We start from the raw sequence: 17006 nt of genomic DNA, 5'->3' as shown, positions 1-17006 counted from the left end.
AGGCCGCCGTTTCTGCCACGATGCCGATTGGGCGGGGCACCAGGAGCGCACCGCCGGATCGTCACACCTCTGATCAGTGGGAGAGTCACGGTGTACTTCGCCGCACTGCTCGCGCGCACCGAAGACGGGTGGGAAGCGAGCGACACAGAGCTCGACGATGTGGAGACCCTGTCGGATCTGACCGAACTCGCCCGCGAGGCCTCGGTCGACGACGACACGGTCATCGTCTTCATCGAACAGGAGGACGCCTGGTTCGGCCTCCTCCGGATCGAGGGCGAGGACGACCCTCGCATCTACGTGTCGGACGGGGCGGCCGCCGCCCGCTCCTCGTACGGGGAGATCCTCATCAAGGAACTGCTCGGCGACGACCTGGACGGGGACGCCCCCGACCTGGACGCGCTGGACCTCGACGGCACGGAGGACGGAGAACCTCTGGACCAGGAGGAGGAGGACGAGGAGGAGGCGCCGGACGTGGCCGCCGACGCCGTACCGGCCGCCCCGATCGGCGACCGGCTGGTCCTGGCGGACCTCGGTCTGCCGGAGAAGGAACTGCTGGCGCTGGAGAGCGACGCGCTGGCCGAGATCGCGGACGCGCTGGGCGCCGCGGAGGTGCTGGAGACCGTTCGCTAGTGACCCACGCAGGACCCGGACACAGCCCAGAGCACGACACCGAGCACGGCCAGCCGCACGACCCCGCCCACGATCCCGTACGGGACTCGGTTCCCGATCCCGTACGGGACCCCTGGCGGGATGCCATGCGGCTGGCGCTCGCGGAAGCCGACCGGGCCGCGTCGGCCGGTGACGTACCGGTCGGCGCGGTCGTGCTCTCACCCGACGGCTCGCTCCTCGCCACCGGGCACAACGAACGGGAGGCGACCGGCGACCCGACCGCCCACGCCGAGGTCCTGGCCCTGCGCCGGGCCGCGGCGAAGACCGGCGAGTGGCGGCTGACCGGCTGCACCCTCGTCGTGACCCTGGAGCCCTGCGTGATGTGCGCGGGCGCGCTCGTCCAGTCGCGCGTCGAGCGTGTGGTGTTCGGCGCCTTCGACGAGAAGGCGGGGGCGGCCGGTTCGCTCTGGGACCTCGTACGGGACCGCCGGCTGAACCATCGCCCCGAGGTGATCCCCGGCGTGCTCGGCGACCAGTGCGCGCAGCAGCTGACGGCCTTCTTCCGTACCCGCTGAACCCCGCTCCCACCTGCGCGGGGATACGGATTTCATCGCAGGGGCACCTTTGGGCTAAGCTCTCTCTCGGTAGCGTGTCCGAGCGGCCGAAGGAGCTCGCCTCGAAAGCGAGTGTGGCGCAAGTCACCGAGGGTTCAAATCCCTCCGCTACCGCTTCGATCGAAGGACCCGGCGCATCGCACCGGGTCCTTCGGCGTGTTCGGGCGCGGGAACGGCGAGGCCCCGGCCGCGTGGTCGCGCGGCCGGGGCCTCTGCGTTTGTTGGACGGGGGGAGCGGCATCGGGGGGACAAGCCGCTCCCCCCGATGAGAACCGGGCCCGCGAGTCCTGCGCCGCGGTCGGGGGGAAGCTCGCGGCGCGGACCCCGCAGTGGGGGCCGGTTCCTCGCCCCGCGGACTCCTGCCGGATCCGCCGGGCTCGACATCCATACTGCTTTGCCGTCACCCTTCCCGAGGCCGGCGAAAGGCCTCGATCGCCGGGCCCTTGGTCCATAAAGGCCGGGTGAAGGGGCTCGGTTAGACTCACGCGACTCCGCAGGGGCGCAGACGGCGTGGGCGGGGCGGACAGGGCAGCAGGGCGGACCGGGGAGGGCGCGGCAGATGGCGCAAGCGAAGAAGATCGCGCTGTACGCGGTCGTGGTCTTCGTGCTGTACACGATCATCAATTCCCCGGCCAGGGCGGCCGATCTCGTGCAGGTAGGGTTCGAGGGCATATCGTCCGCCGCACAGGGCGTCGGCGAGTTCATGACCGAGCTCGTCAACTAGATCATCGACGAGGAGTCCCGCTGTGATCCGCCATCTGGTCCTGTTCAAGCTCAACGACGGCATCGCGAAGGACGACCCGCGCGCGGTCGCCGCGGCGGATGCCCTTCGGCCGCTGGGCGGGATCATCCCCGAGCTGACGTTCTGGGAGTGCGACTGGAACATCACCGACCGGCCGATCGCGTACGACTTCGCCATCAACTCGGCGGTCGAGGACACCGGGGCGCTCAAGCGCTACCTGGACCACCCGGCCCACCAGGCGGGTGTGGCCCTGTGGCGTGAGATCGCCACGTGGGTGATCGCGGACTACGAGTTTTAACACGCTCGAACCTCCACTTCCGGGCCCCCCGCCGTGCTGGCGGGGGGCCTTTCCGGCTGGTTTATGACCGTATTCATCCCAACTTGCCGTCAACACGTGGCTATACGGTGCTTGCACACAGTGGACATGTCTTGTGATGCTATGACCGCTTTTGACGGATGAGTTGACCGTAATCGACCAGCAGGACCAGCCAGAGGGGTGGCGTGCACGTGCCGGCCAGTACAGCGCCTCAAGTCCCGCCCCAGAACGAGGCGGGCGGCTCGGACGCCCCGCGCCCCCGGCCACAGAGCACCCGCGGCGCCGACACCCGCGCGCTCACCCAGGTGCTCTTCGGGCAGCTCAAGAAGCTGGAACCCGGCACACCGGAGCACCACCGGGTGCGCGGGGCGCTGATCGAGGCCAACCTGCCGCTCGTGCGGTACGCGGCCGCCCGCTTCCGGTCCCGCAACGAACCGATGGAGGACGTCGTCCAGGTCGGCACCATCGGCCTGATCAACGCCATCGACCGCTTCGACCCCGACCGCGGCGTCCAGTTCCCCACCTTCGCGATGCCCACCGTCGTCGGCGAGATCAAGCGCTACTTCCGCGACAACGTACGGACCGTCCACGTGCCGCGCCGGCTCCATGAGCTCTGGGTGCAGGTCAACGGCGCCACCGAGGACCTGACGACCGCCCACGGCCGCTCGCCCACCACCGCCGAGATCGCCGAACGGCTGAAGATCGGCGAGGACGAGGTCCTCGCCTGCATCGAGGCGGGGCGCTCCTACCACGCCACCTCCCTGGAGGCGGCCCAGGAGGGCGACGGACTGCCCGGACTGCTCGACCGGCTCGGCTACGAGGACCCGGCGCTCGCCGGGGTCGAGCACCGGGATCTCGTACGGCATCTGCTCGTACAACTGCCCGAACGCGAGCAGCGGATCCTGATGCTCCGCTACTACAGCAATCTGACGCAGTCCCAGATCAGCCAGGAGCTCGGGGTCTCGCAGATGCATGTGTCAAGGCTCCTCGCCCGGAGCTTCGCCCGTCTGAGGTCCGCAAACAGGATCGAGGCGTAACCGAAACGGGTAGACCGGTTCGGAGTAGTTCTGTGCGGACTTTCAGTGCCCCAAACGCCGTACACCCCTTGTTTCCTGCGGATATCCACCTTCGCCTTGTCGACAAGTCACTACAGCGTGTTGCCGACATGTGACATTCTGCTGGAACCGCGTTTGCCGCAGCCCCGCCTCCGGTATTCAGGTGGAGGCTGCGTTCCTCCGATGGTCGCGGCCGCCGCGACCGTCCGCGACCTCAAGGGGGTGGCATGTCCGCAGAACAGGGCAGCTCGAAGGTGCTCACGCTCACGCCCGCGCAGACGCCGGTACAGGTGCAGATGCCGGAGCAGACGCCCGTGCCGAGCGAAGAGCCCGCCGCGCCGCTTGTCGTCTCGCCGGAAGCCATCGACACCCGTACGCTCTCCCGCTCGCTGTTCCTCCGGCTGCGCGCCCTGGACACCGAAGGCGCCGCCGCCGACAGCCCCGAGCGCACCTACGTCCGCGACACCCTCATCGAGCTCAACCTTCCGCTCGTGCGGTACGCGGCGGCCCGCTTCCGCTCCCGCAACGAACCGATGGAGGACATCGTCCAGGTCGGCACGATCGGCCTGATCAAGGCGATCGACCGGTTCGACTGCGAACGGGGCGTCGAGTTCCCGACGTTCGCGATGCCGACGGTCGTCGGCGAGATCAAGCGCTTCTTCCGCGACACCTCGTGGTCGGTGCGCGTCCCGCGCCGGCTGCAGGAGCTGCGGCTCGCGCTGACCAAGGCGAGCGACGAGCTCGCGCAGAAGCTGGACCGCTCCCCGACCGTTCCCGAACTCGCCGCCGTGCTGGGCGTGTCGGAGGAGGACGTCGTCGACGGGCTCGCCGTCGGCAACGCGTACACCGCCTCGTCGCTCGACTCCCCCTCCCCCGAGGACGACGGCGGCGAGGGCTCGCTCGCCGACCGCCTCGGGTACGAGGACACGGCCCTGGAAGGCGTCGAGTACCGCGAATCGCTGAAGCCGCTGCTCGCCAAACTGCCGCCCAGGGAACGGCAGATCATCATGCTCCGGTTCTTCGCCAACATGACGCAGTCGCAGATCGGCGAGGAGGTCGGCATCTCGCAGATGCACGTCTCACGGCTTCTCACGAGGACGCTGGCGCAACTGCGTCAGGGCCTGATCGACGACTGAAGTCAGCAGAATCGCTTCCTTGCTGACGGTCCGTCAGCCACACTGGGCGCCATGCGGCGACAGAGGTCACTTCTGACGGTGGTCGCGCTCTGCCTCGGCGGAGCGCTGACCGCGTGCGGCAGCGGAGCCGACGGCGAGGGTTACGCGGCGGTGGGCGCGGGCTCCCCGCCGAAGGGCGCGGTACCGCCCTCCGGGAAGGTCACCCTGGTGCCCCTCGACGGCCCGTCTGCGAGCGGAACGACCTCCAGTACGTCATCGGCGTCACCGCCTCCGGCCACGCCGTCAGGCGGGGATACACCGGCCGCCCCGGCGCCCGGCATCACGCCGTCCGTCGGCACCACGCCGTCCGGCGGCAGGACGACCCCGGGGATGCCACCGCTCCCCCGACCACCCGGCCCGCCCGCCGTCCCGGGCGCCACCACGGCGCCACCGCCGGTCCCGGGGACGACTTCTCCGGCGCCGCCACCGGCTCCCGCGCCGACCACGCCCCGCCCGTCCGCCACCCCGGCCGCCCCCGCCACACTCACCCTCTCCGTGCCCGTACTCACGGACACCGACAAACGGTGGTGCGAGCGCGTGACGGTCACCTTCCGCAACACCGGCGGCTCGCCGGCCCGCTCGGGCACGGTCACCTTCGCCACCCACATCATCGGTGCGCTCGGCGTCGACTGGGCCACGATCGAATCGGCCCAGCCGCTGCCGGCCCCGATCGCCCCCGGAACGGCCAGGACCCAGACGTACACCGTCTGCGTGGACAGCTGGCGCGTGCCGCTCGGCATGCACGTCGACACCCGGAAGGTCACGGCCGCCTGGAAGTGAGCCCGGAAGTGAGCGGGCGGCCGGCTCTCCTCCGCTCACGACGGGGAAGCCGCCGCCGTGGCGGCTTCACCCGCTTGGGACCGATGATTTCTCACGGTGCGAGCGGTCTTCCCTCATGACCCGTGCGACACCCGAGGAGACACTCATGACCGAGGCAATCACCCGCACGCTGGCCGTGGGCGGGGCCACGCTCACCTACGACGTCCGCCCCGGCGAGACCGGTGGCGACGTCCTGTTCCTGGTGGGCTCACCCATGGACGCCACCGGGTTCACCACGCTGGCGTCGCACTTCACCGACCGGACCGTCGTCACCTACGACCCGAGGGGAGCGGGCCGCAGCCGGCGCACCGACGGCGCGGCGGAGACGACACCCGAGGAGCACGCCGACGATCTGCGGCAGGTGATCGAGACCCTCGGCGAAGGGCCGGTGGACGTCTTCGCGAGCAGCGGTGGTGCCGTCAACGCGCTCGCGCTGGTGGAGCGGCACGCGGATCTGGTGCGCACCCTCGTGGCCCATGAGCCGCCGACGGCGCAGGTCCTCCCGGACCGGGAAGCGGCGCTGGCGGTCTGCGCGGACATCCACGCCACCTACCAGCGGGACGGGATGGGCCCCGCGATGGCGAAGTTCCTCGCGCTGACGAGCCGGAAGGGCCCGATCCCGGCGGACTGGGCGGACGAGCCCGCGCCCTCCCCCGCGGACTTCGGGCTTCCGGTCGAGGACGACGGCTCGCGCGACGATCCGCTCCTCGGCCAGAACATGCGCGGCTGCACCAGCTACCAGCCTGACTTCGCCGCTCTGCGGGCCGCGTCGACGCGCCTCGTCATCGCGGTGGGCCAGGAGTCCGAGGGCGAGTTCGCCGCCCGCTCCGGGGCCGGGATCGCCGCCGGGATCGGTGTCGAACCGGCGGTGTTCCCCAGCCACCACGGCGGCTTCCTGGGCGGCGAGTACGGGCAGTACGGCGCCCCGGAGGAGTTCGCGAAGGCGCTGCGTCACGTACTGGACGACACCGGCCGCTGACGCGGAACAGCGGCCGAGCGCAACCGAACCACAGCCGCCACCGGCCGGAGCAGCGGCCGAGCGCCGCCGAACCACAGCCGCCACCGGCCGGAGCCGTGCCGCCGACAACCGCGGCCGCTTCCGCCGCCGAGCCGCCGACACCGCAGCGAGTCCGGAGTCCGGCAGCGGCTGCCGGAAAGGGGCGCCCACCGGGCGCCCCGCCCCGCCCGTTCGTCAGCCCAGCGCCAGCCAGGCCACCCCCGCCAGGACCGCGAGGACCACGACCACGCCCACGATCAGACCGACGCGCGGGCCGGAGGACTGCGGGGCGGCCTGCGGACGGCCCTGCGGGGCGCCCTCGTCGACGAAGGCGCGGAACATCTGCGTGCTGCCGGAAGGGTCGTAGTTGCCCTCGGGACCGGGGCCCTGACCGTGCGGTGCATGGGGGTTGTGTGCCATGGGTGAGGACCCTAGCGAACCGGGGGTTCCGGCCCCAACCTCCGGCACCCGCCCCGCCCGTTCCGGCACGGATCCCCCGCACCGCTCCCACCTTTGCCGATTCTTTAGCGCCGTTTGACCGATTTAGTTTGCCTGGAGCAACCATCCATCTCTATGGTTGCCCTAAGCAACAAGATGGAGTGTCGTGCGGTGGAGAAGCCGAACCGGTACGAGAACCTCGCCCGTCAGGTCAGCGCCATCGGCGCGGTGAAGCGCGGCATGGCACGGGCTCTCCCCGTCGACTGTCCGAGCGGCTCCGCCGTCGTACTGGCTCTGCTGAACCACCACGGCGGCATGCGGATGAGCCGTGTCTCGGAGCTGATGGCCGTCGACATGTCGGTCAGCAGCCGCCATGTGGCGAACACCGTGGAGCACGGCTGGGTCGAGCGACTGCCCGACCCGGAGGACAAGCGCTCCCGGATCCTGCGGCTCACCCCCGCCGGACACGACATGCTCGCCGAACTCGACCGACGGGTGACCGAGACCCTCGCCCGCAACCTCGCCGACTGGTCCGACGAAGACGTCGACCTCCTCACGGCGCTCCTCGCCCGCCTCCGAGGCTCCTTCGGGGACTGCCGGGCCCACCACGCGTAAGAGCAAAGGAAGTTCATGGCCACGACCACACCTGCCCTGTCGAAGCAGGCGGGCGGGCACGCCTCCGGCGGGGCGGCGCCCATGTCACACCGCCAGATCATGGAGGCGCTCTCCGGGCTGCTGCTCGGCATGTTCGTCGCCATCCTCTCCTCGACGATCGTCTCCAACGCACTGCCGCAGATCATCACCGACCTGGGCGGCGGCCAGTCCGCCTACACCTGGGTCGTCACCGCGGCCCTGCTCTCGATGACGGCGACCACGCCCCTGTGGGGCAAGCTCGCGGACCTCTTCTCCAAGAAGCTGCTCGTCCAGATAGCCCTGATCATCTACGTCGCGGGGTCGGTCGTCGCCGGTCTCTCGCAGAACACCGGCATGCTCATCGCCTGCCGTGTCGTCCAGGGCATCGGCGTCGGCGGTCTGACGGCCCTCTCCCAGATCATCCTGGCCGCGATGATCTCCCCGCGTGAGCGCGGACGGTACAGCGGCTACCTCGGCGCCACCTTCGCCGTCGCCACCGTCGGCGGCCCGCTGCTCGGCGGCGTCATCACCGACACCGACTGGCTCGGCTGGCGCTGGTGCTTCTACGTCGGCGTCCCCTTCGCGATCATCGCGCTCCTCGTGCTGCAGAAGACCCTGAAGCTCCCCGTCGTGAAGCGTCAGGTCAAGGTCGACTGGGCCGGCGCCCTCCTCATCAGCGCGGCCGTCTCGCTGCTGCTGGTCTGGGTGACCTTCGCGGGTGACAAGTACGACTGGATGTCCTGGCAGACGGCCGCCATGGTCGGCGGCTCGATCGTCCTCGGCGGGCTCTTCACCCTCGTCGAGGCCAGGGCGAGCGAGCCGATCATCCCGCTGCGCCTGTTCCGCAACCGCACGATCACGCTGGCCTCGCTCGCCTCGCTCTTCGTCGGTGTCGCGATGTTCGCCGGCACGGTGTTCTTCAGTCAGTACTTCCAGCTGGCCCGCAACGAGTCGCCGACGATGTCCGGCGTCCTCACCATCCCGATGATCGCCGGCCTGTTCGTCTCCTCGACCGTCTCCGGCATGGTCATCACCAAGACCGGCCGGTGGAAGGCGTGGCTGGTCAGCGGCGGCATCCTGGTCACCGGCGGACTCGGCCTGCTCGGCACGATCCGTTACGACACGGAGTACTGGCACATCGCGGTCTTCATGGCCGTCATGGGTCTCGGCCTCGGCATGATGATGCAGAACCTGGTGCTGTGCACGCAGAACCAGGTCGACCCGGCCGACCTCGGCTCCGCCTCCTCCGTCGTCACCTTCTTCCGCTCCCTCGGCGGTGCGGTCGGCGTCTCGGCGCTCGGCGCGGTCCTGGCCAACCGGGTCACCCACTACGCCCAGGACGGTCTGGCGGCCCTCGGCCCCAAGGCCGCGGGAGCGGGCCAGGGCGGTACGGGCGGCGGCATCCCCGACATGGACACGCTGCCGGCCCCGATCCGTACCGTCATGGAAAGCGCGTACGGACACGGAGTCGCCGACGTCTTCCTCTACTCGGCACCGTTCGCGCTGCTCGCCTTCCTCGTGACGCTGTTCATCAAGGAGGTCGCGCTCAAGAGCGCCTCGACCGGTACGGCCGCGGCGAAGGCCACGTCCGAGGAGCCGGCGGCAGCCGCCCCCGAGCCCGCCTCCGCCTCCGCGCCCGAGGTGACCGCCACGGGCCTGACCGTCAGCGGAACCGTCCGTACCGCCGACGGCACCGACGTGTCCGGCGCGACGGTCACCCTGATCTCGCTCGGCGGGCGGCAGCTCGGCCGCGCGGTCGTCCGGGACGAGGGCGGTTACGCCTTCGACGCTCCGGGCGCCGGATCGTACGTCCTGATCGCCTCCGCCGACGGCTACCAGCCCCAGGCCTCCACGGTGGTCGTGCACGACGGCCCGCTCACCCACGACGTGCTCCTGACCGGTACCAGCGGTCTCGCGGGCTCGGTGACCGCCGCCGAGGGCGGCGCACCGGTCGACGGAGCGATGGTGGTGATCACGGACGTACGGGGCGAGGTGCTGGCCACCGGGAAGTCCGGCGCCGACGGCGGGTTCGCCTTCGCCGAGCTGGTCCCCGGCGCGGTCACGGTCGCGGTCACCGCCTCCGGGTACCGCCCTCAGGCGATGCCCGTCGAGATCGGCGGCCAGGGCGTGACCCGGCTCGACGTGGCCCTGGCCGCCGGAGCGGTCGTCCAGGGCACGGTCCGCGCGGGGCGCGACCACCGGCCGCTGGCGGACGCGCGGGTCACCCTGGTCGACGCCACCGGGAACGTGGCGGCGTCGGCGACGACGGACACGGACGGCGCGTACGCCTTCGCGGACCTGGACGCCGGCGAGTACACCCTCATCGCGACCGGCTACCCGCCGGTGGCGGGGCGGCTGTCCGTGACCGGTGCCGGAGTCGACGGCCACGACATCGAACTCGCCCACCCGGGCGAGTGACCGACCCCCGGCCGCGCTCCGAGCGGAGGCGCGGCCGGGTCCGGGGCGGCGGGCACACAAGGGGACGGCCCGCCGCCCCGCTGTTTTCTGGGAAGAGTGAGGGTACGGATGGGACTGCACGCACAGGTACGGACCCGCGACGGGTGGCCGGTTCAGCACGCGGTGGTGACCGTGACGGACGGATCGGGCGCACAGGTCCTGCGGGCGGCGGCGGACGCGGACGGGATCGTACGCTCGGAGCCCGCGCTGGCCCCGGGGGCGTACACGGTCGTGGTGACGGCCGTCGGCTACGCGCCGGACGCTCGCACGGCGCTGGTGGGCGGCTCGGGCCGGGCGGAAATGGGGACGGTCGTCCTGGCCCGCGTGGGCGGGACCGAACTGCCCGAGCCGGGCGTGTGGACGCTGGACGCCGCGCACTCGTCGGTGGGGGCGGTGGCCCAGCACCTGGGGATCTCCAGCGTGCACGGCCGCTTCACCGAGTTCTCCGGCCGGATCGAGATCGCCCCGGACGCGCTCGCCTCGCGGGTGGAGGCGGTGATCGCGGCCGGGTCCGTCGACACGGGCAACGGCCTGCGGGACAAGCACCTGAGGTCCCCGGACTTCCTGGACGTCGACCGCTTCCCGGAGATCACCTACCGCAGCACGGCGCTCCGCCCGGCGGGCCCCGACCGCTGGACCGTGGAGGGCGCGCTGTCCCTGCGGGGCGTCACCCGCGAGGTGCCCCTGGACCTCTCCTACCTCGGTACGGGCCCTGACCCGTGGGGCGGCGTGCGGGCGGCGTTCCGCGCGGAGACGGAGCTGCGGCGGGAGGACTTCGCGATGAACTACAACCAGGTGGTGGCGGCGGGCATCGCGGCGATCGGCACCACGCTGCGGGTGACGCTCGACATCCAGGCCGTCCGGGAGGGGCAGGGGTGAGCGGCCGTCAGGCAGGCGGGGGTGAGCGGCCGTCAGGCCCAGCGAGCCGCGGGTGACGGCCCTCAGGCCGGCCGGGCCGCGGGTGACGCCCGTCAGGCCCAGCGAGCCGCGGGTGACGGCCCTCAGGCCGGCCGGGCCGCCATGACCTCGATGCCCGCGATCAGGATGTCGAGGGCGTAGGCGAAGTCCCGCTCCCAGATATTGCTGACGCTGCCGTGCGAGGCCCGCTCGTCGAGGATCTCCGTCAACGGTTCGAGCGCCTCCACGAAGTGGGGGTCGTCGCGGAAGGCCTTGATCGACTCACCGTAGAAGTCGTCCTGCGACATGCCGGCCTCCGCCGCCCGGCGCCCGAACTGGGCCTCGATCGTTCCGTAGCCGTACACGAACTGGAAGACCGCCGACATCGCGCTCGGCTGACGGTTCATCGGCAGGCCGGTGTCGCCGATCGCCTCCTGGATCTTGGAGCCGACGGCGATCGCGTTCGGGCCGATGTTCAGGTACTGGCCTGCGGACGGGGACATCCACGGGTGGCGGACCAGCATCCGGCGGTAGTCCAGGGCGAGCACCCGGATACGGTCCCGCCAGTCCCCGGCGGCGTCGACCGCGTCGAGGTCGATTTCGCCGTAGACCGTGTCCACGGCGTACTCGATGATGTCGTCCTTGGTGTCCACGTACCAGTACAGGGACATGGCCGTGACGCCGAGCTCGGTCGCGAGTTTGCGCATGGAGAGCTTGGCCAGGCCCTCCTCGTCGAGCATCCGGATCGAGGCCGCGACGATCCGGTCCCGGTCGAGCCCGGCCGGGCCGCCCCCGCTACGGGCGGCCCGCTTCTCCAGCCAGACGCTGGAACGCGCCGGGTTCTTCGCCCGGTCGGCTGCCTTCACCATCGCGTTCCTCCTCGGTCAGCGGTCGTGCCCATGCTATGCAGCGCCCGTCTTCTTCTCGGACTGCTCGGACTGCTCGGACCGCTCGGACCGCTCGGCGCGCGCGAGCAGGGCCGCGGCCAGCAGACCGCCCGCGAAGACCGCGACCGCACCGACCAGCTGGCTCGTCTGGAGCCCGGAGGCGAAGGCGTCGGAGATCTGCTGCCGCTCGGCTTCGCTTCCCGCCGCCGCGAGGGCCGCGGGCAGCGAGGTCGCGGTCACGGCGACGAGCGCCGCGAACCGGGCGTTGAGGACGGCACCGAGGACGGCGACGCCGAGACCGTTGCCGAATTCGGCGAGGGTGCCGTTGACACCGGCGCCCACGCCCGCCTTCTCCGGCGGGATCGCGCTCATGATGGCGTTGGCCATGGCGGGGTTGGAGACGGCGAGGCCGATGCCCATCAGGACCAGGCCGAGGAGCATGCCCCAGTAGCTGCCGTCCGTGCCGCCGCCGATCAGGGCGATCGAGGCGAGCCCGCCCGCGACCAGGGTCATGCCGACGGCCACGGTGGGCGGGGTGCCGAGCTTCATGACGATCCGCGGGCCGACGCCGGTGAGGTTGAGCGCGACGACGGTCAGGGCGAGCGGGGCCATCCGCAGACCGGCTTCGAGCGGCTCGTAGCCGAGGACGAACTGCAGGTGCTGGGTGAGCAGGAAGAGCGAGCCGCCCATGCCGAACATGACCAGGATCGCGCCGGCGACGGCGCCCACGAACTTCTGGTTGCGGAAGAAGTGCATGTCGAGCATGGGGTACGGGATGCGCAGCTCCCACAGCGCGAAGGCGCCGAGGACGACGACACCGATCGCGGCCGGGACCAGCACCTCGGCGGAGGTCCAGCCGTGCTCGGGGCCGGTGATGATCGCGTACACGGCGGCGGTCATGCCGATGGTGGAGAGCAGCGCGCCCATCAGGTCGGGGCGCTCGCCCTGCGGGTTCTTCGACTCCGGTACGAGCTTCAGGACGGCGATCAGGCCGACGAGCGCGACCGGGATGTTGATCAGGAAGATCATTCCCCACCAGAAGTGGTCCAGGATGACACCGCCGATCAGCGGTCCGGCGGCGAAGCCGAGCGAGCCGACCGTGGCCCACAGCGCGATCGCCTTCACCCGCTCCGATTCGTCGAAGATCTGCATGACGACGGCGAGCGTGGTGGTCATGAGCAGCGCGCCGCCGACACCCATGCCCGCGCGGGCGGCGATCAGCTGGGCCGTGGATTCGGCCAGTCCGGCGGCGAGCGAGCCGAGACCGAAGAGCGCGAGTCCGGCGGCGAGGAGCTTCTTGCGGCCGTAGCGGTCGGCGGCGTTCCCGGCGGTGAGCAGCAGACCGGACTGGACGAGCGAGTACGCGTTGATCATCCACTGGATGTCGCTGGTCGAGGCGTGGAGCTCCGAGGTCAGCGACGGGATGGCGACGCTGAGCACGGTGTTGTCGAGCAGCACGGTGAGCTGGGCGAGGCAGATGACGCCCAGGATCAGCCAGCGCTGCGGGTGGCCGCCGGAGGTCTTTCCGGCGGCGGGTCGGTTCTCGGCGGTCGTCGCCGTCATGGTTCCCCCTTGTACGGTGTACGGGACTCGGTCTCGTACACCGTACAAGGGTTCTCGTACGCTGTATAGGAGTTTTTTCGCGGGGCTCCTTCCGGGCTACTTCTTCCGCGTCAGGTCGTAGAAGGTGGCCCCGTCGACCGTGACCTTCTGGAAGGTGGCGGAGACCCAGGTGGAGATCTCGGAGTTGCCGCCAGGACCGCCACCCATGCGCATCCCGCCCTCGGCGCCTCCGGACTCGCCGCCGCCGATGAAGTAGTGGATCTTCCCCTGGGCGACGTACTGCTTGAACTGCGCGAGGGTCGGCGAAGGATCGCTGCCGTTGAAGCCGCCGATCGCCATCACCGGCTTCCCGGTGGCGAGCTGGTAGCCGGCGGCGTTCTGCGCGCCGACCGTCGCCGCCGCCCAGGTGTAGTCGTCGGCGTCCCGCAGGAGCGCCGCCTTGGCCTTCGCGCCGACGTTCGCGCCGTTGAGGAGGCCGCCCATGCCACCGCCTCCGCCACCACCCGGGCCGCCGAGACGTTCCGTCCGACCGTCGCCCGTGCCGGTGCCGGTGCCGGTGCCGGTTCCGGGGACGGCGCCCGTGCCGGTGCCGGTGCCGCCGCCGGTGGGCATGCCCTGCGGAGGAGTGCCGCCGGGGGCTCCGCCCTGCGTCTGGCCGGCCTGGCCGGCGGCGCCGCCCTGCGCCCCGCCCTGGCCGTCCGGCGGCCCGCCCTCGAAGACGCGCATCCCGCCCGGCCTTCCGCCCATGGCACCGCCCGACGGGCCCGCCGTCACGATCGACCCCTGGTGGCCGCTGCCCAGCGTGGACAGCGTGTACGCGAACGGTCCCGCCAGCCCCGCCGCCAGACCGAGCCCCGCGACCGCGCGTCCGAACCGCCGATCGAGCCGCCCCGCGAGCAGCAGCCCGAGCGCCGCCACCGAGCCCCCGATCAGCACGGCCCACCGCAGCCACGGCAGCCAGTCCGGGGTCCGGCCGAGGAGCGTCCAGCCCCACACCGCCGTCGCCCCGACCGTCACCGCGAGGATCGCCGAGGCGAGGAAACGGGTCCGCTCCTCCCACAGGACGCTCGCGCCCATGCCGACGAGCGCCGCGATGTACGGAGCCAGGGCCACCGTGTAGTACTCGTGGAAGATCCCGGCCATGAAGCTGAAAACGGCCACCGTCAGCAGCAGCGAACCGCCCCACACCAGGAACGCCGAACGGGCGGTGTCCGTCCGAGGCGCCCTCCAGGTGATCACCAGACCGGCGAGGAGCAGGATCAGCGCGGCGGGAAGCAGCCAGGAGATCTGGCCTCCCACGGCGTCGTTGAACATCCGGCCGATGCCCGTCTCGCCCCAGCCGCCGCCCTGACCGCCGCCGCGTCCACCGCCGCCGACACTGCCGGTCTCGTTGCCGTTGATCCGGCCGAGGCCGTTGTAGCCGAAGGTGAGCTCCAGGAAGCTGTTGTTCTGCGAGCCTCCGATGTACGGGCGGGAAGACGCCGGCCACAGTTCGACCAAGGCCACCCACCAGCCCGCCGAGGCGATCATCGCGAGTCCCGCGAGGGCGAGTTGACCGAACCGGCGGCCGATCCCGGCCGGCGCGCACACCGCGTACACGAGCGCCAGCGGCGGCAGGATCAGGAACGCCTGGAGCGTCTTGGCGAGGAATGCGAGACCGAACGCGACCCCCGCCCACACCAGCCACTTCGTCCGCCCGTCCTCCAGGGCGCGGAGCACCAGATGGATGACGACCGTCATCAGCAGCGCGAGCAGCGCGTCCGGGTTGTTGAAGCGGAACATCAACGCCGCGACGGGGGTGAGGGCCAGGACCGCGGCCGCGATCAGCCCGGCGCCGGCGCTGAACCGGCGCCGAACCGCCGCGTAGAGGACGGCGACGGTCGCCACGCCCATCAGCACCTCGGGCACGAGGATCTGCCAGGAGCCGAGACCGAAGAGGCGGACGGAGAGCGCCATCGGCCAGAGCGCGGCCGGCGGTTTGTCGACGGTGATGGCGTTCGCCGCGTCGAGCGAGCCGAAGAAGAAGGCCTTCCAGCTCTCGCTGCCCGCCTGGACGGCGGCGGAGTAGAAGGAGTTGGCGTAGCCGGAGGCCGACAGGTTCCAGAGGTAGAGGACGCCGGTGACAAGGAGAAGGGCGAGGAACGCGGGCCGCACCCAGGGGGCGTCGTCGGCCCGGCCCCGCCAGAGACGGGCGAGAGGCGTCCCGGTACGGCGTCGGGCGGGTGAGGCGGTCACCTCGGCGTGGGGCGTCCGAGGGGGCACCTGCGGGGAGGGCACCTGTGCGGTGGTCATCGGAAGGTCCTTGCGGTGGAGGCGGCGTCCGCGCCGACGGAATCGGTGTCGGCGCCGACGGAGAAGGTGTCCGCACCGCCGGAGAGGGTGTCCGCACCGGCGGAATCGGCGTCCGCACCGGCGGAGACGGCGTCCGCACCGGCGGAATCGGTGTCGGCGCCGACGGAGAAGGTGTCCGCACCGCCGGAGAGGGTGTCCACACCGGCGGAATCGGCGTCCGCACCGGCGGAGACGGCGTCCGCACCGGCGGAATCGGTACGGCGGTCCGGGAAGACCCAGAGCCGGAAGAGAAGGAAGCGCAGGACGGTCGCGGCCAGGTTGGCCGTGATCAGCACGGCGAGCTCCGTGGAGTGGGCGCGGTCGCCGGTGGCCACGGAGAGCGCGGCGAGGGAGCCGCTGGTCAGCGCGAGGCCGATGCCGAAGACGACGAGCCCCTGCGCCTGGTGGCGGACGGCGCGGTCCCCGCCCCGTACTCCGAAGGTGAGACGCCGGTTGGCGGCCGTGTTGGCGACAGCCGACACCAGGAGGGCGGCGGCGTTGGCGAGTTGAGGGCCGACACCGAGCCGGAAGGCCGAGTACAGCGCCAGATAGAAGAGGGTGGAGAGGACGCCGACGACACAGAAGCCGACCAGCTGCCGGGGCAGACCACCCGGCACGCCGACGAGTCGGCGGTCCCGGGGATCGTCGCCGAAGGGGCGGGCGAGCCGGTCGAGCGGCAGCGAGCCGGTGGCCAGCGCCCGGCCCACCCGCCAGACGCCCTTCAGGTCGTCGGTCGCGGTCCGCACGATGTGGACGGTGGAGTCCGGGTCGTCGACCCAGTCCACCGGAACCTCGTGGATGCGCAGCCCGGCCCGCTCGGCGAGGACCAGCATCTCGGTGTCGAAGAACCAGCCCGTGTCCTCGACCATCGGCAGCAGACGCTGCGCGACCTCTCCCCGTATCGCCTTGAACCCGCACTGCGCGTCGGAGAACCGGGCGGCGAGCGAGCCGCGCAGGATCAGGTTGTAGACCCGGGAGATGAACTCCCGCTTTGGCCCCCGCACCACCCGCGAGGAGCGGGCGAGCCGGGACCCGATCGCCAGGTCCGAGTGCCCGGAGATGAGGGGCGCGACGAGCGGCAGGAGCGCGTTGAGGTCGGTGGACAGGTCCACGTCCATATAGGCGAGGACCGGCGCGTCCGAGTGCGACCAGACGGTACGCAGCGCACGGCCGCGGCCCTTCTGCTCCAGGCGTACGGAGCGCACCTCGGGCAGTTCGGCGGCGAGGGCGCCCGCGACGGCCGGTGTGCTGTCGGTGGAGGCGTTGTCGGCGACGGTGATGCGGAAGCCGTAGGGGAAGGTGCGGGAGAGGTGGTCGTGGAGCCGCAGCACACACGGCTCCAGGTCCTTCTCCTCGTTGTAGACGGGAATCACCACGTCGAGGACGGGCCGCCCGGCCACACCGACGGGCAGGTGCTCCCGGGCGGGAAGGGCGCCGGACGCGGGCCCCGTTGTGGATTGGGTTCGCATGCCC

At 71.4% G+C, this 17006-nt stretch carries 17 protein-coding genes and 1 tRNA gene; 12 read left to right on the top strand and 6 right to left on the bottom strand.

Annotation, left to right across the window (positions count from 1 at the left end):
* Positions 1-90: 90 nt before the first annotated feature.
* The 7 genes from ABZY12_RS05770 (at position 91) to ABZY12_RS05740 (ending at position 4472) form a co-directional block, all read left to right on the top strand.
* Positions 91-630: a hypothetical protein gene (locus ABZY12_RS05770; protein WP_356887496.1), complete on the top strand. Its 540-nt coding sequence runs from the start codon at positions 91-93 to the stop codon at positions 628-630.
* Positions 631-755: 125 nt separating this feature from the next.
* Positions 756-1184: a tRNA adenosine(34) deaminase TadA gene (tadA, locus tag ABZY12_RS05765; RefSeq protein WP_356887674.1), complete on the top strand. Its 429-nt coding sequence runs from the start codon at positions 756-758 to the stop codon at positions 1182-1184.
* 68 nt (positions 1185-1252) lie between these two features.
* A tRNA-Ser gene (locus ABZY12_RS05760) sits at positions 1253-1337 on the top strand.
* A 445-nt stretch (positions 1338-1782) separates the two neighbouring features.
* Entirely contained in the window at positions 1783-1947 is a 165-nt protein-coding gene (locus ABZY12_RS05755; RefSeq protein ID WP_356887494.1) for a hypothetical protein, read from the top strand.
* A gap of 22 nt (positions 1948-1969) precedes the next feature.
* Complete coding sequence (locus ABZY12_RS05750) at positions 1970-2263, top strand: Dabb family protein (RefSeq protein WP_356887492.1); 294 nt, start codon at positions 1970-1972, stop codon at positions 2261-2263.
* 209 nt (positions 2264-2472) lie between these two features.
* A complete protein-coding gene (locus tag ABZY12_RS05745) occupies positions 2473-3318 on the top strand; it encodes an RNA polymerase sigma factor SigF (protein ID WP_356887490.1) in 846 nt (281 codons plus the stop codon).
* A gap of 245 nt (positions 3319-3563) precedes the next feature.
* Positions 3564-4472 (top strand): RNA polymerase sigma factor SigF, encoded by a 909-nt coding sequence (locus tag ABZY12_RS05740; protein ID WP_356887488.1) that lies wholly within the window; start codon positions 3564-3566, stop codon positions 4470-4472.
* A 140-nt stretch (positions 4473-4612) separates the two neighbouring features.
* On the opposite strand, the gene ABZY12_RS05735 is transcribed toward ABZY12_RS05740, so the two are convergent.
* On the bottom strand, positions 4613-5026 hold the full coding sequence (locus ABZY12_RS05735; protein ID WP_356887486.1) for a hypothetical protein: 414 nt from the start codon (positions 5024-5026) through the stop codon (positions 4613-4615).
* On the opposite strand from ABZY12_RS05735, the gene ABZY12_RS05730 reads away from it, so the two are divergent.
* A complete protein-coding gene (locus tag ABZY12_RS05730; RefSeq protein WP_356887484.1) occupies positions 5007-5291 on the top strand; it encodes a hypothetical protein in 285 nt (94 codons plus the stop codon). The genes ABZY12_RS05735 and ABZY12_RS05730 overlap by 20 nt on opposite strands.
* 145 nt (positions 5292-5436) lie before the next feature.
* Entirely contained in the window at positions 5437-6309 is an 873-nt protein-coding gene (locus ABZY12_RS05725; RefSeq protein WP_356887482.1) for an alpha/beta hydrolase, read from the top strand.
* A 213-nt stretch (positions 6310-6522) separates the two neighbouring features.
* Here the strand turns inward: ABZY12_RS05725 and ABZY12_RS05720 are convergent, their stop codons facing one another.
* Positions 6523-6747, bottom strand: coding sequence for a hypothetical protein (locus tag ABZY12_RS05720; protein ID WP_356887480.1), 225 nt, complete (start codon positions 6745-6747; stop codon positions 6523-6525).
* 189 nt (positions 6748-6936) lie between these two features.
* Here ABZY12_RS05720 and ABZY12_RS05715 point away from each other — a divergent pair, with 189 nt between their 5' ends.
* From ABZY12_RS05715 to ABZY12_RS05705, 3 genes are all read left to right on the top strand, one after another.
* Positions 6937-7380, top strand: coding sequence for a MarR family transcriptional regulator (locus ABZY12_RS05715; protein ID WP_356887478.1), 444 nt, complete (start codon positions 6937-6939; stop codon positions 7378-7380).
* Between the two features lie 15 nt (positions 7381-7395).
* The gene (locus tag ABZY12_RS05710) at positions 7396-9816 is read left to right on the top strand and encodes an MFS transporter (protein WP_356887476.1); all 2421 of its coding nucleotides are present in this window, start codon (positions 7396-7398) and stop codon (positions 9814-9816) included.
* A gap of 108 nt (positions 9817-9924) precedes the next feature.
* On the top strand, positions 9925-10734 hold the full coding sequence (locus ABZY12_RS05705) for a YceI family protein (protein ID WP_356887474.1): 810 nt from the start codon (positions 9925-9927) through the stop codon (positions 10732-10734).
* Positions 10735-10856: 122 nt separating this feature from the next.
* On the opposite strand, the gene ABZY12_RS05700 is transcribed toward ABZY12_RS05705, so the two are convergent.
* From ABZY12_RS05700 to ABZY12_RS05685, 4 genes are all read right to left on the bottom strand, one after another.
* Positions 10857-11621, bottom strand: a complete 765-nt coding sequence (locus ABZY12_RS05700) for a TetR/AcrR family transcriptional regulator (protein ID WP_356887472.1) — start codon at positions 11619-11621, stop codon at positions 10857-10859.
* 33 nt (positions 11622-11654) lie between these two features.
* Positions 11655-13202 carry an MFS transporter gene (locus ABZY12_RS05695; RefSeq protein ID WP_356887470.1) on the bottom strand — a complete coding sequence of 516 codons (1548 nt, stop codon included), beginning with the start codon at positions 13200-13202 and terminating at the stop codon, positions 11655-11657.
* A 96-nt stretch (positions 13203-13298) separates the two neighbouring features.
* Positions 13299-15494, bottom strand: a complete 2196-nt coding sequence (locus ABZY12_RS05690; RefSeq protein WP_356887468.1) for a glycosyltransferase family 39 protein — start codon at positions 15492-15494, stop codon at positions 13299-13301.
* Entirely contained in the window at positions 15491-17002 is a 1512-nt protein-coding gene (locus ABZY12_RS05685; RefSeq protein ID WP_356887466.1) for a bifunctional glycosyltransferase family 2/GtrA family protein, read from the bottom strand. Before ABZY12_RS05685 ends, ABZY12_RS05690 begins: the two co-directional genes overlap by 4 nt.
* Positions 17003-17006 lie beyond the last annotated feature (4 nt).

It is taken from the genome of Streptomyces sp. NPDC006551 (assembly GCF_040611675.1).
Taxonomy (GTDB): domain Bacteria; phylum Actinomycetota; class Actinomycetes; order Streptomycetales; family Streptomycetaceae; genus Streptomyces.
This window is presented reverse-complemented; position numbering and strand designations above follow the sequence as displayed.

What these genes read in the sequence shown, in the direction of transcription:
- ABZY12_RS05695 (WP_356887470.1), bottom strand. Translation starts at nt 13,202, where the DNA reads ATGACGGCGACGACCGCCGAGAACCGACCCGCCGCCGGAAAGACCTCC.
- ABZY12_RS05700 (WP_356887472.1), bottom strand. Translation starts at nt 11,621, where the DNA reads ATGGTGAAGGCAGCCGACCGGGCGAAGAACCCGGCGCGTTCCAGCGTC.
- ABZY12_RS05685 (WP_356887466.1), bottom strand. Translation starts at nt 17,002, where the DNA reads ATGCGAACCCAATCCACAACGGGGCCCGCGTCCGGCGCCCTTCCCGCC.
- ABZY12_RS05720 (WP_356887480.1), bottom strand. Translation starts at nt 6,747, where the DNA reads ATGGCACACAACCCCCATGCACCGCACGGTCAGGGCCCCGGTCCCGAG.
- ABZY12_RS05725 (WP_356887482.1), top strand. Translation starts at nt 5,437, where the DNA reads ATGACCGAGGCAATCACCCGCACGCTGGCCGTGGGCGGGGCCACGCTC.
- tadA (WP_356887674.1), top strand. Translation starts at nt 756, where the DNA reads ATGCGGCTGGCGCTCGCGGAAGCCGACCGGGCCGCGTCGGCCGGTGAC.
- ABZY12_RS05690 (WP_356887468.1), bottom strand. Translation starts at nt 15,494, where the DNA reads ATGACCACCGCACAGGTGCCCTCCCCGCAGGTGCCCCCTCGGACGCCC.
- ABZY12_RS05710 (WP_356887476.1), top strand. Translation starts at nt 7,396, where the DNA reads ATGGCCACGACCACACCTGCCCTGTCGAAGCAGGCGGGCGGGCACGCC.
- ABZY12_RS05705 (WP_356887474.1), top strand. Translation starts at nt 9,925, where the DNA reads ATGGGACTGCACGCACAGGTACGGACCCGCGACGGGTGGCCGGTTCAG.
- ABZY12_RS05740 (WP_356887488.1), top strand. Translation starts at nt 3,564, where the DNA reads ATGTCCGCAGAACAGGGCAGCTCGAAGGTGCTCACGCTCACGCCCGCG.
- ABZY12_RS05755 (WP_356887494.1), top strand. Translation starts at nt 1,783, where the DNA reads ATGGCGCAAGCGAAGAAGATCGCGCTGTACGCGGTCGTGGTCTTCGTG.